Raw genomic sequence first — 19717 nt, forward strand, 5'->3', positions numbered from 1 at the left:
TACAACCCCTGCCATGAGCAAAGCGAATTCCGGCGCCCTCGCCAAGCTTGCCCGCGAGCAGTATTACTCGCTCCAATCCACCCGTTCCACTTTGCCCAACGCACGGCCGAGAAAGCGTTCCCCGATGGTCTGAAAGCGCAGCGGTATGTCCGTCACGTAGAAGCGGTGGTCGGGCGTGCCGGCCGAGCGTGTCAGCCCAAGCGCCTGCAGGTCCTCGGCAGCCAGTTCGGCCGTGGTGCTGGCCGAGTCCACCAGATGCACGCCTTTGCCGGCCACGCGCTTGAGCAGGGGCTTGAGCAAGGGGTAGTGCGTGCAGCCCAGCACCAGACTGTCTACTTCTTCGGCCAGTACCGGTTTGAGGTATTCGCGTGCCGTCATGCGCGTCACCGGGTGATCCAGCCAGCCTTCTTCCACCAGCGGCACGAACAGCGGGCAGGCCGACGAATGGACTTTTACGGCCGGGTCGAGCGCATGCATCCGCAATGCGTAGGCGTTGCTGTTGATTGTGGTCGGTGTGCCGATCACGCCCACGCGGCGCGTGATCGACTGAGCCAGCGCCGCCTGCGCGCCGGCTTCGATTACGTCGATCACCGGCACCTCTCCGGCATGCTCGCGTACCACGTCGGCGGCCACGGCGGCCATGGTGTTGCAGGCCACGATCAGCATCTTGACGTCGCGCTGCATCAGAAAACGAGTGATCTCGCCGGTGAAGCGGCGGATGGTGTCCACCGACTTGATGCCATACGGCACGCGGGCGGTGTCGCCGAAATACACGATGTTCTCGAAAGGCAGGCGGTCCATCAGCGCACGAACCACCGTCAGCCCGCCAATACCCGAATCGAACACCCCGATGGGGCCGTGATGCTGCGCCATGAGAACCCTTCAGAAAGGGGAGGATTCTAGCGCGCGGCGGGCACCCCCGCTCTTGTAGGTGGTGGTGAGCCGAAGGCGAATTGCGACGTCCGCGCCAGGCACGACCGCCCACGTCGCATTTCGCCTTCAGCGGGCGCCGAGCTGCACAGACCCAACCCGCCTCAATCCTAGTCATTGCGAGGAGCGAAGCGACGCGGCAATCTCGCAGCGCTTGCACGTGGCACCTCAGCAGATTGCCGCGTTATGCTTGCAGTTACGGTCGGTACGGCGCCTCTGCTGCTGTTGCATTGCGCCATCGGCGCGACGGCGACCTGCAGCTATCCGGATCAACCCGCCCACGCGCGCCCGGTGCATGCACCCAGCCCATTTCCTCGCGTGTGAACGTAAAAAAGCCCGGCTACCCGGGCTTTTCTGCTTCAGCGTGCGACGTAAATCAGTCGTCGAGGCGCTGAATGTTCGCTGCCTGCTTGCCTTTCGGGCCGCTGACGATGTCGAACGAAACTTTCTGGTTTTCGGCCAGCGACTTGAAGCCGTTGCCCTGAATGGCGGAGAAGTGAGCGAAGACGTCTTCGCCACCGTCAGCCGGGGTAATGAAGCCGAAGCCTTTAGCGTCGTTGAACCACTTAACGGTACCTTGAGCCATGGTATGTATTTCCTTGCAATGATTTATATGAAACGTGGGCAAAAGCCCGGGTAGTACGAGAATCAAGGCGAGGAGCACAAACCGTATACCGCGAGGTACTGCGTAAGAGCTGTCGTACTTTGAAAACCCGCGGGCGCAGTATGCGTGGGCGCGTGGGCGAACACAAGCGGTTTTTTGACCTGTGTTCAGGTAGAGTGCATAGGATGCGTTCCCGCATGCCGTCAGCGTGGTGCTCCATGTCCCCGAATGAGGCGTTGCTGCACATCAACTTCCATCCGGGGTGGGCTGACGGTGCTGGCTGCGCTGACTCGTGGCGGGCGGGCGCTTGAGGGGTGGTGGCGAAGGTGCCTGACATGCGGCCGAAGTGCCGTGGCGGGCTCGAGCCGGCATTCCGTGCCCTCCATGGGCAAGGTCCTGTTGCTCGGTCCACGCTGTTCGTGGGAAGCCTGCTTGTTGCTCCACCGGCAATTCGATGCGCGGCATTTTCAGGATGCCGCGAGAATCGCGGTGAATGGCTGGTGCGCAGGGGCCGGTCGCTAAAGTCTGCGTAGTGAGGTGGTGCCGCTCAAATGCCCGGTATGAATTCCCTCTGGTCGCGAGAACGAGGCAAAGAGCAGATGTCAGAACTTCGGCTGAAGCCCTGATGCGTGCGGCTGGCGTGTCTTGCCGAACATGCTTCCCTTTACATAAAGCTTGAGGCGCGAACGGCAAGCCGCCTCCGTTGGCGCTGCTCAAGTCGCCCATCGATGAGTCGTTGGGTCAGTTGCACGGGCTGGGCCGGTAGGCGTGGCCGAGTCGCGTTTGAGGCGGTCGATACCCAGGCCCTTATAAGAGCGGAGTTCTTGCGAGTGCTCGGTGGTGTCCGCGGGAGCTGGCGTGGCGCGGAAGGTGTGTAGCGGCGGGCTCGCCTCGAATGCCTTTAACTGCCCGCTTTAGCGGTTGCATGGCCGACTTTGTTGTTCGTCTGCAACAGTGTGGGCTGTAACTCAGGCGGAAAGTGTTTCTGCGCTTGCTGTGTCGTGCGGCGCTTGAGCACAATCGGCTCCAGCTTCTCGAACGAGAGGTAAGTGCGACCAGCAAGCGCTGCTGGTTTAGAACTGAATCTAGAGGGGAATTTCAATGCAAAAGAAACTCATCGCCCTGGCGGTTGCTGGCCTCGTGTCCGCTCCGGCGTTCGCCCAGTCGAACGTGCAGATCTACGGCATCATGGATCTGGGCTTCACGCACCAGTCCAGTAGCCAGGAAAGCGGCGCTCACCGTGGTCTGAAGAACCGCAGCGGCGTCGATAGCAGCCAGAGCGCCACCAGCCGTCTCGGCTTCCGTGGTACGGAAGACTTGGGCAACGGCCTGAAAGCCTTCTTCACGATCGAGAACCAACTGAACCCGGATCGTAGCTCCGACCTGTCAGCCTCTGATCGTCAAGCGTTCTTGGGTCTGGAAGGTGGTTTCGGCCGCGTGTGGCTGGGTCGTGACTTCAACCCGTCCCGTGCTTTCTGGACCGGCTTGGATCCGTTCGGCGCCACCGGCTTCGGTAGCAACCAGAACGTTGTTTCCCAGACCAGTCGTTACGACAACGCAGTGATGTACCGCACCCCGTCGTTCGGCGGCTTGACCGTGAGCGGTGCCTACTCCCGCAACGTCGACGGTGACGAAGCTGCTCGCGTCAAAGGTACTGGCGATGCGAATAGCCGTGGCTGGAGCATCACCCCGGTTTACAAGAACGGTCCGCTGACCGTTGGTGGTGCCTACGAGCGTTATAGCGACGACGATATCAAGCGCTACAACCTCGGCGGTAGCTACGATTTCGGCGTGGTCGACCTGAGCCTGGGCTATAGCCAGACCAAGAACGACGACACTGCTGTGGCTCTTGATAAATCCAAGAGCTGGCTGCTGGGTGCTGTGATCCCGGTGGGTGAGCGCGGCAAAGTTCTGGCCTCCTACGCTCGTACCAAGGCGGACTTCTCGGGTGCTTCCGACCGCAAGGCCCAGCAGTACACCGTCGGCTATCTGCACAGCCTGTCCAAGCGCACTGCTGTCTATGCTACCTACGCCAAAGTCAAGACCAACAGCGCGGGTGATGGCTTCTACGGTGTGAGCGGCACTACGGAAACTGATCCGGTCAATGGCGGTACTGCTCGCTTCACCAGCGGTATGGCTGTCGGTCTGCGTCACGCCTTCTAATCGTCTCCTGACGGTTTGAAGCAGAAACGGGCACTTCGGTGCCCGTTTTTTTGTCTGGAATTTTCCGTTTTGGCTCTGGGGCTGCGACATGCCAGTGTTTATGTTTTGCGGCGTGTCGGCCGACGCGGGTGAGCCGGTGGCATGTGTAAATTGAACGGGCACAGGCCGGGAGGCGAAGGTCGTCGCGGCTGGCTGTGCTAGACTCTTCGGCTGCAGAATCATCAAGGCGTGCGCTGCGGCGCACCGCATTTTTCCCATGCGCATTCTCATCAGCAACGACGACGGCTACTTCGCTCCCGGACTGGCCGCGCTTGCCGATGCGCTGCATGAGCTTGGTGACATCACCGTGGTTGCCCCGGAGCGGGATCGCAGTGGCGCGAGTAATTCGCTGACGCTGGATCGCCCGTTGTCACTGCGCCGTGCGGCGAACGGTTTTCATTTCGTGAATGGCACCCCCACCGACTGCGTGCATCTGGCGGTCACGGGCATGCTCGATCACCTGCCGGACATGGTTGTGTCCGGCATCAATCACGGCGCCAACATGGGCGACGACACGATTTATTCCGGCACTGTGGCGGCAGCCACCGAAGGCTTTTTGCTGGGTGTGCCGTCCATTGCGTTTTCACTGGCCAGCCATTCGGCTACTGATTTTCGTGCGGCTGCGCGGGTGGCGCGCGATCTGGTGGCGCGTTTCATTGCCACACCGTTCCGTGAGCCGGTGTTGTTGAACGTGAATATTCCCGACGTGCCCTTTGAATCCATCCGCGGCACCTGCGTGACGCGCCTTGGCAAACGCCACAAGGCCGAGCCGGTGATTCGCGGCAATAATCCGCGGGGCGAGACCGTGTATTGGATCGGCCCTGCCGGCAAGGCGGCCGACGCGGGAGCAGGCACCGACTTCAATGCGGTCGAGCAAGGCTTCGTGTCGGTTACGCCGCTGCGCATGGATCTGACCCACAACGGCCAGATGCCGGCCGTGGTCGAGTGGCTGGAAGCCTGACATGGGTTTGCAGGGGCATCCGGCTGGTAACCGCGCACTTGCGCGCATGATCGAGCGCTTGCGACAGCAAGGCATTCGCGACGAGAAAGTGCTTGAGGCGATGCTGCGCGTGCCGCGCGCGGCGTTCGTGGACAAAGGGCTGTCGTTCAGCGTGTATGACGACACGCCCCTGCCGATCGGCTTCCAGCAGACCATCTCGCAGCCCTATGTGGTGGCGCGCATGATCGAGATGTTGCGCACGGGGCGCGAACTTGGGCGCACATTGGAGGTCGGTGCAGGGTGTGGTTACCAAGCTGCCGTGCTGTCGTTTCTGGCCAGCGAAGTGTTCGCGGTGGAGCGCATCCGGCCGCTGCTTGAGCGGGCAAAGGAGAATCTGCGGCCGTTGCGGCGGGCGAACCTGAGGTTGAAACATGCTGATGGTGGAATGGGCTTGCCAGAGGCGGCGCCCTTCGACACCATCATCGTAGCGGCGGCGGCGCGTGACGTGCCGCAGGCTCTGAAAGATCAATTGGCGCCCGGCGGCCGTTTGCTCGTGCCGGTGGGCAATGGCGCTGAACAGTCGCTCGTGATGATCGAGCGCGGGCGCGACGGATTCAAGCTGAGCCGGCATGAAGGTGTTCGCTTCGTGCCTTTGCTGGAAGGATTGGAATGAATAATTTGAATACTGCGTATCGTTTGCCGAGTCTGCTCGGTCTGCTCGCTTCGGCGGTCGTGCTGACGGGTTGTCTTTCGCAGACTCCCGCGCCGGTGCGTAGTGGCCCGCCGGGCCACACCACCCAGCCTGCTTCGCCGGATGGCACGTATCACGTGGTGCGGCCGGGTGAGACCCTGCTCGGCATCAGTCGCACCTACAACCGCAGCGTTGCCGACCTCGTGCGTTTGAACAACCTCACCGACCCCAACCAGATTCGCGTGGGGCAGCGTCTGGTGATCGCTCCGCCGGATGCCACCGCGGCTCTGCCTGCTGACGGCGGCGTGGTGATCCAGCCGATCGACATGAGCGGCGATCTGGGCGGCCCCGTGGCGGGAGCGCCGTCGCAGATCAATGAGCCCATTGGCGGCACGGTGCCGTTCTCGGATCAAGCCTGGGCAGCGGTCAACCCGAGTGCACAGGGGGCTGCGCCGGCCCAGCCGACCGAACCCATCCCCGCCCCGGCCAAGCCCGATCCGTCCAAGCCGGTGGCCTGGATGTGGCCCGCAAGTGGCCAGATCATCGATAAGTTCGACGAGTCGGGGAATAAGGGTATCGACATCTCCGGCAAGCCGGGCGACCCGGTGGTGGCCTCCGCAGCCGGCAGCGTGGCCTACTCTGGCAGCGGCTTGCGTGGCTATGGAAAACTGGTCATCATCAACCACGACGGCGATTACTACACCGCCTACGCGCACAACCAGACCCTGCTGGTGAAAGAGGGTGACAAGGTTACGCAAGGGCAGAAGATCGCCGAGATGGGCAGTACCGATACCGATCGACCCAAGCTGCACTTCGAGATTCGCAGGCAGGGTCGCCCGGTTGATCCGATGCAGTATCTGCAGGCGCGCTGACACGACGGAGGTGGCATGTACGATCCGGCCGATGACGACGAGGAAGACGTTGTAAACGAGCCGGATCAGCCGCCCGAGGTCGAAGTCGTCGGCGAACCGGCTGCTCGCGCAGTTGCCGAGAACGAGTTTCTCAGCGACGTCACCCAGATTTACCTCAATGAAATCGGTGCCAACCCTCTGCTGACGGCAGAGGAAGAGGGCGTGCTCACGCGCCGCGTCAAAACCGGCGATTTCGAAGCCCGCCAGATCATGATCGAGCGCAATCTGCGCCTCGTTGTGAACATCGCCAAGCATTACCTCAATCGCGGCATTCCGCTGCTTGATCTGGTCGAGGAGGGCAACCTCGGCCTGATGCACGCTCTGGAGAAGTTCGACCCCGAGCGCGGCTTCCGTTTCTCGACCTACGCGACGTGGTGGATTCGCCAGAACATCGAGCGCGCGATCATGAACCAGTCGCGCACCATTCGCCTGCCCGTGCACGTTGTGAAGGAGCTCAACCAGGTGCTGCGTGCCCAGCGCAAGCTGGCGGCTCTGGGGAACGGTGAGTTCACGCTGGAAGAGGTTTCAGAGGCCACAGGAAAAAGTGTTGATGAGGTGCGTGGCCTGCTGACGCTTGGCGAACACACCGCCTCGCTCGATGCTCCGCTGGATATCGACCCTAGCCTGTCAATCGGCGAGTCACTGGCCGACGATCAGGCCAACCCCCCCGATCTGGCGATCCAGGGTCACGAGGTCGAAGACCTGGTGCGTGACTGGATCGGCAAGCTCACGGAGAAGCAGCGCACGGTGATCCGCCACCGCTACGGCATCGGCGAGTGCGAGATCATGACGCTGGAAGAGCTGGCAGCGCAGCTTGGCTTGACGCGAGAGCGCGTGCGGCAGATTCAGTTGGAAGCGCTGGGGCAGTTGCGCCAGTCGATCAAGCGACGGGGAATCCCTCCGGAAGTGCTGCTGTAGCGAAAGCAGAAACGCCGCGAATCGCGGCGTTTTGCGTTTAGGGCGGTAGGCCGTGATGCTCGCAGCGAATTGTGACGTCAGCGAAGTGCAATGGGCCGCAGGTTGCGGTTCAGCACGTTGCCCTTGCGCGCGCGGCGGAAGCGTAGCCCTTCGATCTGGCCAGGTTTGATTTCCAGTTCAGTGGTCTTGCCGCCACGCCCGGTGCCGACGACGGTCAGCGAGGCGTCGGCTGCAGGCACGGCCACGGCCGCGAGTGACTCGCCTTCGTCGAGGCCCATCACGATCACGCCGCGCCCGCCGGCCTGCACTTTCATTTCGCTGCGGCCGAACACCAGGATGCGGCCGTTCTCGGAAACCGAGGCGATCCAGTCCCCCAGCACCGGGGCGGGCTCGAGCACCTTGTCGCCTTTCTCCAGCGTCATGAAGGCCTTGCCGGCACGTTGGCGGCTGCTGGCGTCGCCGACGGTGCAGATGAAGCCGTAGCCGCCGGAGTTTGCGAAGAGCCAGCTGGTTTCGGGTGCGGCAGACACGAGCCGCGCGAGCTTGGCGCCATCCTGGAATTCGACGAGGGTGGTGATGGGGGTGCCATCGCCGCGCCCGCCGGGGAGGTCCGAAACCTTCACCGTATAGGCGCGGCCCTTGGTGTCGATCACGATCAGCGGCCACACCGTGCGTGTCTCGATAACGGCAAAGGCGTGGTCGCCGGCCTTGTACGAGATGGTGGCGGGGTCGATGCCGTGCCCCTGGCGTGCGCGTACCCAGCCGTTGTGGGATACGACGACGGTGACCGGCTCGTCCGGCACGCTGATTTCGGCCGGCGCGACAGCGGCGACGGCTTCGATCACGGTGCGGCGCTCGTCGCCGTATTTTTTCGTGTCTTCGCGGATTTCCTTGAGAATCAGGCGGGTCATCGCGCTGCGGCTGTCGAGCAGGGTCTGTAGACCTTCGCGCTCTTCGCGCAGCTCGTTCAGCTCTTTCTCGATGCGGATGCCTTCGAGGCGTGCGAGCTGGCGCAGGCGGATTTCGAGGATGTCTTCGGCTTGCACTTCGGTAAGGCCGAAGGCTTCGATCAGCGCCGGTTTGGGTTCATCCGATTCGCGGATGACGCGGATCACTTCCTCAATGTTGAGGTAGGCGATCATGCGGCCTTCGAGGATGTGGATGCGCCGGTCGACTTCGCTCAAGCGGTGCCGCGTGCGGCGCTCGACGGTGACGTAGCGGAAGTCGATCCATTCGCGCAGCACCTGCACGAGGTTCTTCTGCTGCGGGCGACCGTCGCGGCCGATCATGGTCATGTTGATCGAGCTCGACGTCTCCAGCGCAGTATGCGCGAGCAGGATGGCCATGAACTCGTCACGGTCGATGCGGCTGGAACGCGGCTCCAGCACGAGGCGCACCGGCGCCTTGTCGCTCGATTCGTCACGGACGGACTCGACCGCGCCGAGCACCAGTTGCTTGAGGTTCTTCTGCTCTTGCGAGACGTCTTTCTTGCCGGCACGCGGCTGAGGGTTTGTGAGCGTCTCGATTTCCGACAACACCTGCGCGGTGGACACACCCTGCGGCAGTTCATCGACGATGACGCGCCACTGGCCGCGCGCGAGCTCTTCGAAATGCCAGCGGGCGCGCAGGCGCAGGCTGCCACGGCCGGAGGCGTATGCGTCGCGGATGGTTTCTGGCGACGAGATGATCTGCCCGCCGCCGGGGTAGTCGGGGCCGGGGAGCAGCTTGAGCACATCGTCCAGCCCCGCGTCGGGGTTGCGGATCAACTCGCAGGCGGCTTCGGCGACTTCGGTGAGGTTGTGCGGCGGGATCTCGGTGGCCATGCCCACCGCGATGCCGGAGGCGCCGTTGAGCAGCACGAAGGGCAGGCGCGCCGGCAAAAACTGCGGCTCATGGAAAGCGCCGTCGTAGTTGGGCAGGAAGTCGACCGTGCCGCGGTCGATCTCGGACAGCAGCAGATCGGCAATCGGCGTGAGGCGGCATTCGGTGTAGCGCATGGCCGCAGCCGAATCGCCGTCACGCGAGCCGAAGTTGCCCTGGCCATCGACCAGCGGGTAGCGCAGCGAGAAATCCTGTGCGACGCGCACCATGGCGTCGTACACCGACGAATCGCCGTGCGGGTGGTATTTGCCGATGACGTCACCCACCACACGCGCCGATTTGACGTGCTTGGAGGTGGCTGACAGGCGCATTTCGTTCATTGCGTACAGGATGCGTCGCTGCACGGGCTTAAGGCCGTCTTCGACCTGCGGCAGCGCCCGCGAGCGCACCACGCTCATGGCGTAGGCCAGATAGGCCTGCTCAGCGAAGCGATCAAGCGGCAGCGCGTCGTCACCGAGCTCCTGCACGGGGGGCTCTTCCGGCGGGGCGGGGGGCGTTGGGTCGAGGAGTTCGTCGGTGTGATCGGTCATGTGGCGGAAATATAGGAAGCGGGCGGTTCGTTAATCATCGGCAGAGCCCAGTTCTCCAGCGAAAGGCCTGGGATGCGTTCGAATTCGCGGGTGTTGTTGGTGACCAGCGTACAGCCCAGTTGCAGCGCGTGGGCGGCGATCTGCATGTCCAGCGCGCCGATCAGTTTTCCGCTGCGCTGAAGTTCTGCGCGCAGTTGCGCGTAGCGCCAGATCACGGTGTCGTCGAAGGGGGCAATCTGGAGTGGGAGCAGGAAGGTTTCCAGCGCTGCGCGATTGCGTGCAGAGCCGGTCTTGGCGACTCCGAAGGCAAGTTCACACGCCGTGATGACGGAGATGCCGATTTCTCCGACAGGGTGTTGCTCGAAGTGGGGGCGGACGTTTGGTGGACGCTGGTTGATCAGGTAAATGCAGATGTTGGTATCGAGCATCAACCTCACGGCAGCAGCGCCTCGCGCTCGGCTTGCGAAGGCTGTTCGCGTTCGATGCGGAAATCGGACTCGAATTGATCAAGCGCTGAAAAAAGGGTGCCCCAGCCATGACGGGGCAGCAGCACGACCGCATCACCGACGCGTTTGATGAACACCTCATTGCCTTCGAAGCGGAACTCCTTGGGCAGGCGTACGGCCTGGCTGCGGCCTGTGACGAAGAGCTTGGCAGTATCCATGGCAGCCTCCCGATGAGTGTGGGACTGAGTATAAACCTTGAGATGTATCGTGAGTAGGTATCGTTGCGCCGTGAGGGGGGACGGTCGTGATGAGGTCAGCGAATTGCGATGTCGGCGCTATACATCCGCCTCGACGCTGTCGCCTTTTTCTTCCATCCACGCGCGGCGGCCGGAGGCCTCGCCCTTGCCCATGAGCAGGGTGAACATTTTCAGCGTGTCGTCGAAGGCGCCGGGGCGCACGTGCACCGGCAGCACCCGGCGGGTGGCCGGGTCCATGGTGGTTTCGCGCAATTGCTCGGGGTTCATCTCGCCCAGGCCTTTGAATCGGCCGACTTCGAGGGCGTCGAGCTTGACGCCCTCTTGCACCACGCGGTCGCGGATGGCGGTGAGCTCGCCGTCGTCGAGTGCGTACAGACGTCGTGCCGGGCGTTTCTTGCCTTGGGCGGGCACGTCGACGCGATACAGCGGCGGCTGGGCGATATACACGTGGCCGCGCTCGATGAGCTTCGGGAAGTGGCGGAAGAACAGCGTCAGTAACAGCGTCTGGATATGGGCGCCGTCGACGTCGGCGTCTGACATGATCACCACCTTGCCGTAGCGCAGGCCGGACAGGTCCGGCGTGCTGTCGGCGCTGTGGGCATCTACGCCGAGCGCCACGGCGATGTCGTGAATCTCGTTGTTGGCGAGCAGGCGGTCGGGGTCGATCTCCCAGGCGTTCTGCACCTTGCCGCGCAGCGGCAGGATGGCCTGGGTTTCTTTGTTGCGGGCCATTTTGGCCGAGCCGCCGGCCGAATCGCCTTCGACCAGAAAGAGTTCGTTCTGGGTGATGTCTTCGGATTCGCAGTCGGACAGCTTGCCCGGCAGCACGGCCACGCCAGAGGTCTTTTTCTTCTCGACCTTCTGAGCGTTTTTCTGGCGTGCCAGCGCCTGCTTGATCGACAGCTCGGCAATCGCACGGCCGGCTTCGACGTGGTTGCTGAGCCAGATCTCGAAGGGGTCGCGAATCTGCGTCGAGACGAGCTTCACGGCCTCGCGCGAGTTGAGCTTTTCCTTCACCTGTCCCTGGAACTGAGGGTCAAGCAGGCGAGCGGAGAGCACGAAGCTCATGCGCCCGCACACGTCCTCTTGCTGCAGCTTTACGCCGCGTGGCAGCAAGGCGTGGTGGTCGATGAAGGATTTGACGGCTTCAAACACGCCCGCGCGCAGCCCCGATTCATGCGTGCCGCCGGCCACCGTGGGGATGAGGTTTACATAGGATTCGCTGGGCACGGCCTGTTCCAGCCAGGCGATGGCCCAAGCCGCGCCTTCGCCCACTGCGTAGCTGGGGTCGTCTTTGCCGGCGTAGCTTTCTGCGTGATAGATGGGCGCCACAGGTTCGGTATCGCCCGCCAGTTCGCGCAGGTAACCGGCCAGCCCTTCGGGGTAGCTCCAAGTCTTGGTGCGCGCCGGGCCGCTGGCTTGTTCGGTGTCGAGGCGCACCGAGACGCCGGGCAGCAGCACGGCCTTGCTGCGCAGCAGGCGTTCGAGTTCGCCCAGTGGCACGCGCGGGGCTTCGAAGTATTTGGGGTCAGGCCACACGCGCACGCGGGTGCCGCTCTGGCGCCCGCAGTCGCCTTCGATGCGGATGTCGCCGATGTGCTCGCCGCCCTCACTGAAGTCGATGCGATGAATCTTGCCTTCGCGTTTGACCTCGACCTCGATGCGCGTCGACAGCGCGTTGGTCACGGCCACGCCGACACCGTGCAGACCGCCCGAGAACGCGTAGGCGCTGTTGCCCTCGCGCTTGTCGAACTTGCCGCCGGCGTGCAGTCGCGTGTACGCCAGCACGACTACCGGCACGCCTTCTTCAGGGTGCAGGCCGACGGGGATGCCGCGGCCGTCATCGGCCACGGTGACGGAGCCATCCAGGTGCAAGGTGACGTGGATCTTCTTCGCGAAGCCGCCCAGTGCCTCATCGGCGGCGTTGTCGATGATTTCCTGAACGATGTGGGCAGGCGAGTCGGTGCGGGTGTACATGCCCGGACGCTCGCGGACCGGCTCAAGGCCCTTGAGAACGCGGAACGAAGATTCGTCGTAGGTCTTGCCTGTCATGAGTGCGCAGGTGCTCCGTGGGAAAACGCTGAACAAATTGCTGCCGGGGCGAGTCGCGCGTGTTGCGCGGTGCTCGCCCCGTGCCGGCCTCCAGGTGTGCTGCGTTGCGGCCTTGCAATACATCGCCGGCGGAGAGCGCTGAGGCGAGTTCAGGCAAGGCGTGTGGCGGCGCACAAGCATAACCGCTGCAAGGGGCGGGTGCCTACCGCAAGCGGCAAAACGAGTTGGAGGTGTGGTTCAGGCGCTGCCGAGGTGACGGCCGCGCCCAGTCGGGCGGGCGGCGCCTTCGGCGTCGTACAGGGCGGGCTGGCCCGCGGCGGACAGCAGGGCGGTGAGCGCTGCCTGGTTGTTCTGCATGCGCTCGAGGATGAGCTTGCCATTGAGTTCGTTCAGTGCCTGGACCTCGGCGCCGAGCTCGAGAATGCGCTCCCAACGCGCGCCGGTTTCGGGCAGGCCCTGGCAGAAGCTGCGAACGGCGTCGGCATTGATGGCGATGCGTTCATGCCCGAGCAATTGCACGAGCTGATCATGCTGACGTTGGAGTTGTTGTTGCAGTTCGGTCTTTTGCGGCGTCAATGCGATCAGCGCCTCGGTGTCGCCTGCAACGAGAAGGGCTTGCTCACGCTGCAGCAGCTTCTCGAAGCGCTCAAGCACCGCGAGTTCATTCTCGACGGCGTGGGCGAAACGAGTGCGTGCAGTGGGTGAAATCATGCTTTCTCGCGGCCGAGCATTTCACGCACGCTGTCGAGCAGGCCATCGGCAATGCGGTTGGCGTCGATCTTGAAGCGCCCGTCCTGAATGGCCTGGCGGATCTCGTCGACGCGCGCCTGATTGACCACCGGCGTGGAAGCCATGGAGGCTTCGGCGCGCGCGAGGCTGGGCGACATCGAGGAAATCTCGACGGTGGATGCAGGCGAACCGGACGTGGCCGGTTGCTGGGGGGTGTTGCGGGTGCGGCTCTCGCCCGTTTGCGGCGGAAGCAGACCTTTGCTGGTTCCTTCGATTTTCACGTCAATGCTCCAAATGCAGCCCTTGAGGGTCTCCTGATAGGAGTAGACGGCCATCCAGCGAAAAACTTTAGCGAATTAATTCGTTGGCGCTGCGAGGCGCCCGCGGTGCCGTCGCCCGCGCTGCCGGCGATGATCGCACGTTTTCGCTCAGAAGCGCATTTCCACGACGCCGCCGGCGCGCGCCGTGCCGGTGACGATCTGCCCGTTGGTGAGGCGCACACGCACGGATTCACCGTCACCTGCGCGATTCATTGCACGCCCCTCGGCGGCCACGTTGAAGCCGGTGCCACTGCCGACCACACGCACGATCTGGCCTTGTTCGACGGCCGGCGGCAGGCGCAACTGATCCATGCGCAACGGCTGGCCGGAGGCAATTGCCTGGCGCGCATGGACGCCGATGGCGCGGGACGGGTCGGTCAGCGTGCCGGGCGGCAGGGCGGCAAGGTCGCCTTCTTCGAGGGCGACGTCGTTCGGCCCGATGATCTGGCCGGGGCGTAGCGCGTTGCGGGTGACAAGGTAATCGGTGAATACCGACACGCGGGCGGGCAGATACACCGTCCACACCACCGGCGAATCACAGCGCACACCGATGTTGATGTTGCCCCAGGCGCGCGTGCCGCTGGGCAGGAACGCGCGCAGATCGGCGCAAGGGGGCAGGCGATTGGCGGGGTCGAGTTGCCCCAGCGTGATTGCGCTGCGGCCTGGCAGGCCGGCGGTTTCGCGTTCGAGCAGTGCGTGGGCGGCAGCTTCGACCGGCTCGGCTGCTTGCTGTGCGGCGGCGGGCAGAGAGGCCGCGCACAGCGCGATCAAGAGGACGTGGAGTTTGCGAAGCATGGCGGCATTCCAGCACGCCCGGCGCGCATGGGCAAGGCGCTTGCCGCGCATGGGGGTGCCGTGGAGCGGCAAGTTCTGCCGCCTGTGGCTGCCGGGCGGTGGCCGAAGCGGCGAAATTGGCCGGTAAAGCCATGCCTTATCGGCCTAAGAGCGCAACGACTCGGGGCATACGATGCTGGCACGAAAGCTGCAATAGGGCAGTTGTCTCCAGGCCACTTGTCTGCCAGGGGACGCCGGACGAAAGAGGTGACGCATGAAAGCCCTGCTGGACGACGCACTGCGATTCAACCAGATCGCAATCAATCTGCAGGCTCGCCGTCAGGAATTGCTGGCGTCGAACATCGCCAACGCGGATACCCCCGACTACAAGGCGCGCGACATCGATTTCCGCAGCGCACTGGCTAATGCCATGGGTGGCTCGGGTGGTGGGTTGCCGATGGCGCAGACCTCGGCCATGCATCTGCCGTTTGGCGGTGCGGGCGGTTTCGAGGCGCACATCGGTTACCGGCAGGAATACCAATCCGCGGTGGACGGCAACACCGTCAACATGGATACCGAGCGTGCCGCGTATGCGGAGAATGCGCTGCACTACGAAGCCAGCCTGACCTTCATCAACGGCCTGCTGCGCGGCATGCAAACCGCCATCAGCGGTCAGTAAGGGGGCGGTCATGAGCATGCTCAACGTTTTCACGATTGCCGGCTCGGCGCTCAACGCGCAGTCGCTGCGCCTGAACACCACGGCCTCCAACCTTGCCAACGCCGACAGCGTGGTGGCCGAAGACGGTCAGCCGTACCGCGCCAAGCAGGTGTTGTTCAAGGCCGTGCCGGTGGCCGGCGAACACGCGCGTGGCGTGGAGGTGACCGGTGTGGTCGAGAGTGCTGCGCCGCTGCGCCTGGTGTATGACCCGGCCAGCCCGGCCGCGAATGAAGACGGCTACGTCGAAATGCCCAACGTGAACGTGGTGGAAGAGATGGTCAACATGATCTCGGCCTCGCGTTCCTACCAGAACAACGTCGAAGTGATGAACACCGCGCGCACGTTGCTGCAGCGCACGCTGACCATCGGTCAGTGATGCTGCGGCCTGAGCGGCGCGGATTGATAGGGAGAGCGCGATGAGCGTAGTCGCACAGACACAGAGTGTTCTGGCCAACCTGGCTCGGAACAACGACACGACTTCCGCGAACCGGCGGGCGAACGAGGACGCACAGACGCGCTTCCTGACCCTGCTGACCACGCAGCTGCGCAATCAGGACCCGATGAATCCGCTCGAGAACGCCGAGGTGACCTCGCAACTCGCGCAGATGAGCACGGTGGATGGCATCGAGCGCCTTAACGGCCTGTTCCAGCAGTTCATCAACGGTCAGGAGTCCGCCGAGGCCATGCAGGCTGCGGCGCTGGTCGGGCGTGGCGTGCTGGTGCCGGGTAATAACGTGATCCTTACCGAGGCTGGCGGCATCGGTGGCTTCGAGATCACCGAGCCAGCCGACCGCGTGACGATCTCGATCAAGGATTCGACCGGCCGCGAAGTGGCCAAGCTGGAACTTGAGGACGTCGAAGCCGGCGGTCACAACTATGTTTGGGACGGCACCGCGATCGACGGTAGCGCCTCTGCCGAGGGAATGTACACCGCGACCGTGACGGCCACGCGTGGCGGCGAGACCGTCAAGTCCGGGTCACTGGAGTTTGGTCAGGTGACCGGCATCGTGCGCGGGGTAAACGGCACCGACCTTCAAGTTGGCCACCTTGGCATTTTCCGATTCGACGACATTCGTCAAATTCTCTGACCCGGAGCAGCAATCATGGCATTTCAACAAGGTTTGAGCGGGCTGGCATCGTCTTCGCGCGCGATTGATGTGGTCAGCAACAACATCGCCAACGCCAGCACCGTGGGCTTCAAATCCGGGTCAGCCCAGTTTGCGGACATGTATGCGTCGGCCATGACCGGCGCGGTGTCCACCATCCAGGTGGGCATCGGCAGCAAGGTCGCCGCGGTGAAGCAGGCCTTCACACAAGGCAACCTGACCACCACCAGCAACCCGCTCGACATGGCGATCAACGGCAACGGCTTTTTTGCGATCGACCGTAACGACGGCACGCGGGCCTACACGCGTAACGGTCAGTTCGACGTGAATAACCAGGGCTTCATCATCACCAACCAGGGTGAGCGCCTGATGGGCTACCAGACGCCGGGCCCGAACGGCGGTGTGCCGGCGGGCGGGAGCCAGCTGGTACCGATCCAGATTCCGCAAGGGGGAATTCCGCCGCAGGCGACGCAGGATATCGCCGGGCAATTGGGCGTTGCAGCACGCGCCAACCTCGATTCGCGTGACCAGGTGCCTGCGGGCTATGTTGCGCCTGCGGCTGCGGGGCCGGGCTTTTTCCCCGGCGAGGGCGTGGATGTCAATGACCCGACCACCTACAACCGCACGACTTCACTGGATATCTATGACAGTCTGGGCAACGCGCATTCGCTGTCGTTGTTCTTCGTGCGCACCGACAACACTGCCAACGAGTGGGAAGTCTGGGCCAGCGTCGATGGCGCCGATGCGCAGCGACTCGAGAACGCAGCCGGTGATACCACCATCGGTTTCAACGAATTCGGTCAGTTTCCTGCTGCATCGCAGCCCGACATCGGACGCTTCGCTTTCAACTATCCGGCCGGCCTCCTGCCGGGCACGGTCGCTGATCTCGATTTCACCATCGACCTCACGCGCCTGACCCAGAACGGCTCCGATTTTTCGGTGACCGAGCTGGATCAAACCGGCTACGCGCCGGGCGAGATTGCCGGCATCGCGATTGACCAGAACGGCATCATCCAGGGCCGTTATACCAACGGTGAAACCCGCAACCTCGCTCAGGTGTCGCTGGTGACCTTCCGCAGTCCCAACGGGTTGATCTCGCTGGGTGACAACCTGTGGGCCGAGTCGCAGGCCTCCGGGGTGCCGGTGGCGGGCGCGGCCGGTGTTGGCCTGAACGGCGTGCTGTCGGCCGGGCAGGTCGAGGATTCCAACGTCGACCTCACGCAGGAACTGGTGCAGCTCATCGTGCAGCAGCGTAACTACCAGGCCAACGCGCAGTCGATCCGCACGCAGGATCAGATTCTGCAGACGCTGGTGAACCTGAGATAAGACCGTGCCGGCCGCGTGCTGCAGCGCGTCGGCCAGCCAGCAATAGGAGCGGACGATGGACCGCCTGATCTACACCGCCATGACCGGCGCAAAGCACACCCTGGAGCAGCAGGCCGCGGTGGCGAACAACCTTGCGAATGCAACCTCCACGGGCTTCCGCTCGGAGATGCATCGCCTGCGCGCGGTCGAAGTGCAGACCGAGGCGATGCGCACGCGCTCGTTTACGGTCGATGCCAGTGTTGCCACGGACTACACCGCCGGCCCGATTCAATTCACCGGCCGCAGCTACGATGCCGCCGTAGAGGGCAAGGGGTGGTTCACCGTCGGCATGCCCGACGGCACCGAAGCCTATACGCGCAACGGCAACTTCGAAGTCAGCCCCAACGGGGTGCTGCAGACGCGCGCCGGTCAGCCGGTCATCGGCGAGAACGGCGGCCCCATCACCATCCCGCCGGACAGCGTGGTGACGATCGGCCGCGATGGTTCGATTTCGGTGATCGAGGCCGGTGCCAATACGGTGGTGAACATCGTCGACCGGCTGAAGATGGTGAATCCGCCGGAAGAGAACCTCGAGCGCGGGGACGACGGCCTGTTCCGCACCACCGACGGCTTGCCGGTGCCGCTGGACGAAACCGTGCAGGTGGCGGGCGGTTATCTGGAGGGCAGCAACGTCAAGGTGGTCGATCAACTGGTGGCCATGATCTCGCTGGCACGCCAGTTCGAAATGCAGACGCGCATGCTGCAAACCGCTGAAACCAATGACCGGGCTGCTGCGCAGATCCTGTCGAACCGATAGTGCGCACCGAATAACAGGATTTTTACGCGGCTAATTGCCGCACGGCGCAAGGTGGGGTGCCCGTACTCTGGGTACCTGGGGCAAAAGCCCCGCGCATTGCGCACAGGAGGCTTCAATGATTCGCTCGCTCTGGACCGCCCGTACCGGCCTCGACGCTCAGCAAACCCAGCTCGACGTCATCTCGAACAACCTCGCCAACGTCTCGACGAACGGCTACAAGCGTGCGCGTGCGGTATTCGAGGATCTGCTGTACCAGACCATCCGCCAGCCCGGCGCCCAGCAGACCCAGCAGAACCAGGTCGGCAGCGGCTTGCAGATCGGCTCGGGCGTGCGCGCCGTGGCCACCGAGCGCATCTTCACGCAAGGCGGTCTGCAGAAGACCGACAACGCGCTGGACATCGCCATCCAGGGAAACGGCTTCTTCCAGATCGAGATGCCCGACGGCACGCTGGCCTACACGCGTGACGGCGCCTTCCAGCTCGACAACCAGGGCAACGTCACCACCGCCAGCGGTTATCTGCTGGCCGACAACATCAACATCCCGCAAGACACGCTGTCGATCACCATCGGCAAGGACGGCACGGTCAGCGTGCTGCAGGCCGGCCAGATCAATCCGGTTGAGGTCGGGGCGGTGCAGCTGATCTCGTTCGTGAACCCCGGCGGCCTGCAGAGCGCAGGGGAGAACCTCTTCCTCGAGACCGCCTCCAGCGGCGTCGCGCTGCCCAACCAGCCCGGCACCAACGGCGTCGGCGTGCTCAACCAGGGCTATGTCGAGACGTCCAACGTCAACGTGGCCGAAGAGCTGGTCAGCATGATCGTTACCCAGCGTGCGTATGAACTGAACTCCCGTGCCATCCAGACTTCCGACCAGATGCTCGGACGCCTGACGCAGCTGTGAGGTCCGCCATGATGCGCTCTCTCCGTTTCCTGCCGCTGTGCCTCGTGCCGCTGCTGACGGCGTGCGCGCCGATGTACACCACGCCCCCCACCGCCGTGCATCAGCCGATGAGCGTGCGCCCGGACATGCGCGATGCGACGGTGCAGGGCAACGGCTCGATTTACCGCACGGCCGGCGCCCGCCCGTTGTTCGAGGATCGCCGCGCACGCCACGTGGGCGATGTGCTGACGATCAACCTGGTGGAGCGCACCAACGCCCAGAAAAGCGCCAACGCCAACGCGGGCAGGACGTCCGGCATCAATGCGGGCGTAGCCGCGGTGGGTGGGATCTCGACCGGCCGGCTCGGTCGGCTGAGCGTGGAAGGCGGCTCGGAGTCGACCTTCACGGGCCAAGGCGGCGCGGCGGCCAACAATGCCTTCACCGGCACGATCACGGTGACGGTGATCGACGTGTATGCCAACGGCAATATGCTGGTGTCGGGCGAGAAGCAGGTGGCGATCAATCAGGGTAACGAGTTCATCCGCTTCTCGGGGGTAGTCAACCCCGATACCGTGACCACCTCCAACACCGTGCAGTCCACGCAAGTGGCCGATGCGCGTATCGAATACAAAGGCAGCGGCTTCATCGACGAATCCACCCGCATGGCTTGGCTGCAGCGCTTCTTCCTGGCATTGCTGCCGTTCTGACG

The 19717-nt window shown here is 63.6% G+C and carries 21 protein-coding genes; 12 read left to right on the forward strand and 9 right to left on the reverse strand.

Annotation, left to right across the window (positions count from 1 at the left end):
• Window positions 1-63 precede the first annotated feature (63 nt).
• Both murI and AC6H0W_RS12420 read right to left on the reverse strand, forming a co-directional pair.
• Window positions 64-873, reverse strand: a complete 810-nt coding sequence (gene murI, locus AC6H0W_RS12415) for a glutamate racemase (protein ID WP_497577493.1) — start codon at window positions 871-873, stop codon at window positions 64-66.
• 433 nt (window positions 874-1306) lie between these two features.
• Entirely contained in the window at window positions 1307-1516 is a 210-nt protein-coding gene (locus tag AC6H0W_RS12420; RefSeq protein ID WP_497577494.1) for a cold-shock protein, read from the reverse strand.
• 1119 nt (window positions 1517-2635) lie between these two features.
• On the opposite strand from AC6H0W_RS12420, the gene AC6H0W_RS12425 reads away from it, so the two are divergent.
• From AC6H0W_RS12425 to rpoS, 5 genes are all read left to right on the forward strand, one after another.
• Window positions 2636-3697 (forward strand): porin, encoded by a 1062-nt coding sequence (locus tag AC6H0W_RS12425; protein ID WP_497577495.1) that lies wholly within the window; start codon window positions 2636-2638, stop codon window positions 3695-3697.
• A 256-nt stretch (window positions 3698-3953) separates the two neighbouring features.
• Window positions 3954-4697, forward strand: coding sequence for a 5'/3'-nucleotidase SurE (surE, locus tag AC6H0W_RS12430; RefSeq protein WP_497577496.1), 744 nt, complete (start codon window positions 3954-3956; stop codon window positions 4695-4697).
• 1 nt (window position 4698) lies between these two features.
• Window positions 4699-5349, forward strand: a complete 651-nt coding sequence (locus AC6H0W_RS12435; protein ID WP_497577497.1) for a protein-L-isoaspartate(D-aspartate) O-methyltransferase — start codon at window positions 4699-4701, stop codon at window positions 5347-5349.
• Window positions 5346-6239: a peptidoglycan DD-metalloendopeptidase family protein gene (locus AC6H0W_RS12440; RefSeq protein ID WP_497577498.1), complete on the forward strand. Its 894-nt coding sequence runs from the start codon at window positions 5346-5348 to the stop codon at window positions 6237-6239. The genes AC6H0W_RS12435 and AC6H0W_RS12440 overlap by 4 nt, the downstream gene beginning before the upstream one ends.
• Window positions 6240-6254: 15 nt before the next feature.
• A complete protein-coding gene (gene rpoS / locus AC6H0W_RS12445) occupies window positions 6255-7196 on the forward strand; it encodes an RNA polymerase sigma factor RpoS (RefSeq protein ID WP_497577499.1) in 942 nt (313 codons plus the stop codon).
• Between the two features lie 77 nt (window positions 7197-7273).
• Here rpoS and parC read toward each other — a convergent pair whose 3' ends face one another.
• The 7 genes from parC to flgA form a co-directional block, all read right to left on the reverse strand.
• On the reverse strand, window positions 7274-9607 hold the full coding sequence (gene parC, locus AC6H0W_RS12450) for a DNA topoisomerase IV subunit A (protein WP_497577500.1): 2334 nt from the start codon (window positions 9605-9607) through the stop codon (window positions 7274-7276).
• The gene (vapC, locus tag AC6H0W_RS12455; protein ID WP_497577501.1) at window positions 9604-10035 is read right to left on the reverse strand and encodes a type II toxin-antitoxin system tRNA(fMet)-specific endonuclease VapC; all 432 of its coding nucleotides are present in this window, start codon (window positions 10033-10035) and stop codon (window positions 9604-9606) included. Before vapC ends, parC begins: the two co-directional genes overlap by 4 nt.
• Window positions 10036-10040: 5 nt before the next feature.
• The gene (vapB, locus tag AC6H0W_RS12460; RefSeq protein ID WP_497577502.1) at window positions 10041-10271 is read right to left on the reverse strand and encodes a type II toxin-antitoxin system antitoxin VapB; all 231 of its coding nucleotides are present in this window, start codon (window positions 10269-10271) and stop codon (window positions 10041-10043) included.
• 117 nt (window positions 10272-10388) lie between these two features.
• Window positions 10389-12362, reverse strand: a complete 1974-nt coding sequence (locus tag AC6H0W_RS12465; protein ID WP_497577503.1) for a DNA topoisomerase IV subunit B — start codon at window positions 12360-12362, stop codon at window positions 10389-10391.
• A gap of 237 nt (window positions 12363-12599) precedes the next feature.
• Complete coding sequence (locus AC6H0W_RS12470) at window positions 12600-13073, reverse strand: flagella synthesis protein FlgN (RefSeq protein ID WP_497577504.1); 474 nt, start codon at window positions 13071-13073, stop codon at window positions 12600-12602.
• The gene (gene flgM, locus AC6H0W_RS12475) at window positions 13070-13372 is read right to left on the reverse strand and encodes a flagellar biosynthesis anti-sigma factor FlgM (RefSeq protein WP_497577505.1); all 303 of its coding nucleotides are present in this window, start codon (window positions 13370-13372) and stop codon (window positions 13070-13072) included. The genes AC6H0W_RS12470 and flgM overlap by 4 nt, the downstream gene beginning before the upstream one ends.
• 147 nt (window positions 13373-13519) lie before the next feature.
• Window positions 13520-14206, reverse strand: coding sequence for a flagellar basal body P-ring formation chaperone FlgA (gene flgA, locus AC6H0W_RS12480; RefSeq protein WP_497577506.1), 687 nt, complete (start codon window positions 14204-14206; stop codon window positions 13520-13522).
• Between the two features lie 253 nt (window positions 14207-14459).
• On the opposite strand from flgA, the gene flgB reads away from it, so the two are divergent.
• From flgB to AC6H0W_RS12515, 7 genes are all read left to right on the forward strand, one after another.
• A complete protein-coding gene (gene flgB, locus AC6H0W_RS12485; protein ID WP_497577507.1) occupies window positions 14460-14864 on the forward strand; it encodes a flagellar basal body rod protein FlgB in 405 nt (134 codons plus the stop codon).
• Window positions 14865-14874: 10 nt separating this feature from the next.
• Complete coding sequence (gene flgC, locus AC6H0W_RS12490) at window positions 14875-15279, forward strand: flagellar basal body rod protein FlgC (protein ID WP_497577508.1); 405 nt, start codon at window positions 14875-14877, stop codon at window positions 15277-15279.
• Window positions 15280-15319: 40 nt separating this feature from the next.
• Window positions 15320-15991 carry a flagellar hook assembly protein FlgD gene (locus AC6H0W_RS12495; RefSeq protein ID WP_497577509.1) on the forward strand — a complete coding sequence of 224 codons (672 nt, stop codon included), beginning with the start codon at window positions 15320-15322 and terminating at the stop codon, window positions 15989-15991.
• 15 nt (window positions 15992-16006) lie between these two features.
• The gene (gene flgE / locus AC6H0W_RS12500; protein ID WP_497577510.1) at window positions 16007-17335 is read left to right on the forward strand and encodes a flagellar hook protein FlgE; all 1329 of its coding nucleotides are present in this window, start codon (window positions 16007-16009) and stop codon (window positions 17333-17335) included.
• A gap of 55 nt (window positions 17336-17390) precedes the next feature.
• Window positions 17391-18131, forward strand: a complete 741-nt coding sequence (gene flgF / locus AC6H0W_RS12505) for a flagellar basal-body rod protein FlgF (protein ID WP_497577511.1) — start codon at window positions 17391-17393, stop codon at window positions 18129-18131.
• Between the two features lie 115 nt (window positions 18132-18246).
• Window positions 18247-19029, forward strand: a complete 783-nt coding sequence (gene flgG / locus AC6H0W_RS12510; protein WP_497577512.1) for a flagellar basal-body rod protein FlgG — start codon at window positions 18247-18249, stop codon at window positions 19027-19029.
• Window positions 19030-19040: 11 nt separating this feature from the next.
• Entirely contained in the window at window positions 19041-19715 is a 675-nt protein-coding gene (locus AC6H0W_RS12515; RefSeq protein WP_497577843.1) for a flagellar basal body L-ring protein FlgH, read from the forward strand.
• The last annotated feature ends 2 nt before the right edge of the window (window positions 19716-19717 follow it).

Source organism: Pseudazoarcus sp. NS20 (assembly GCF_059703745.1).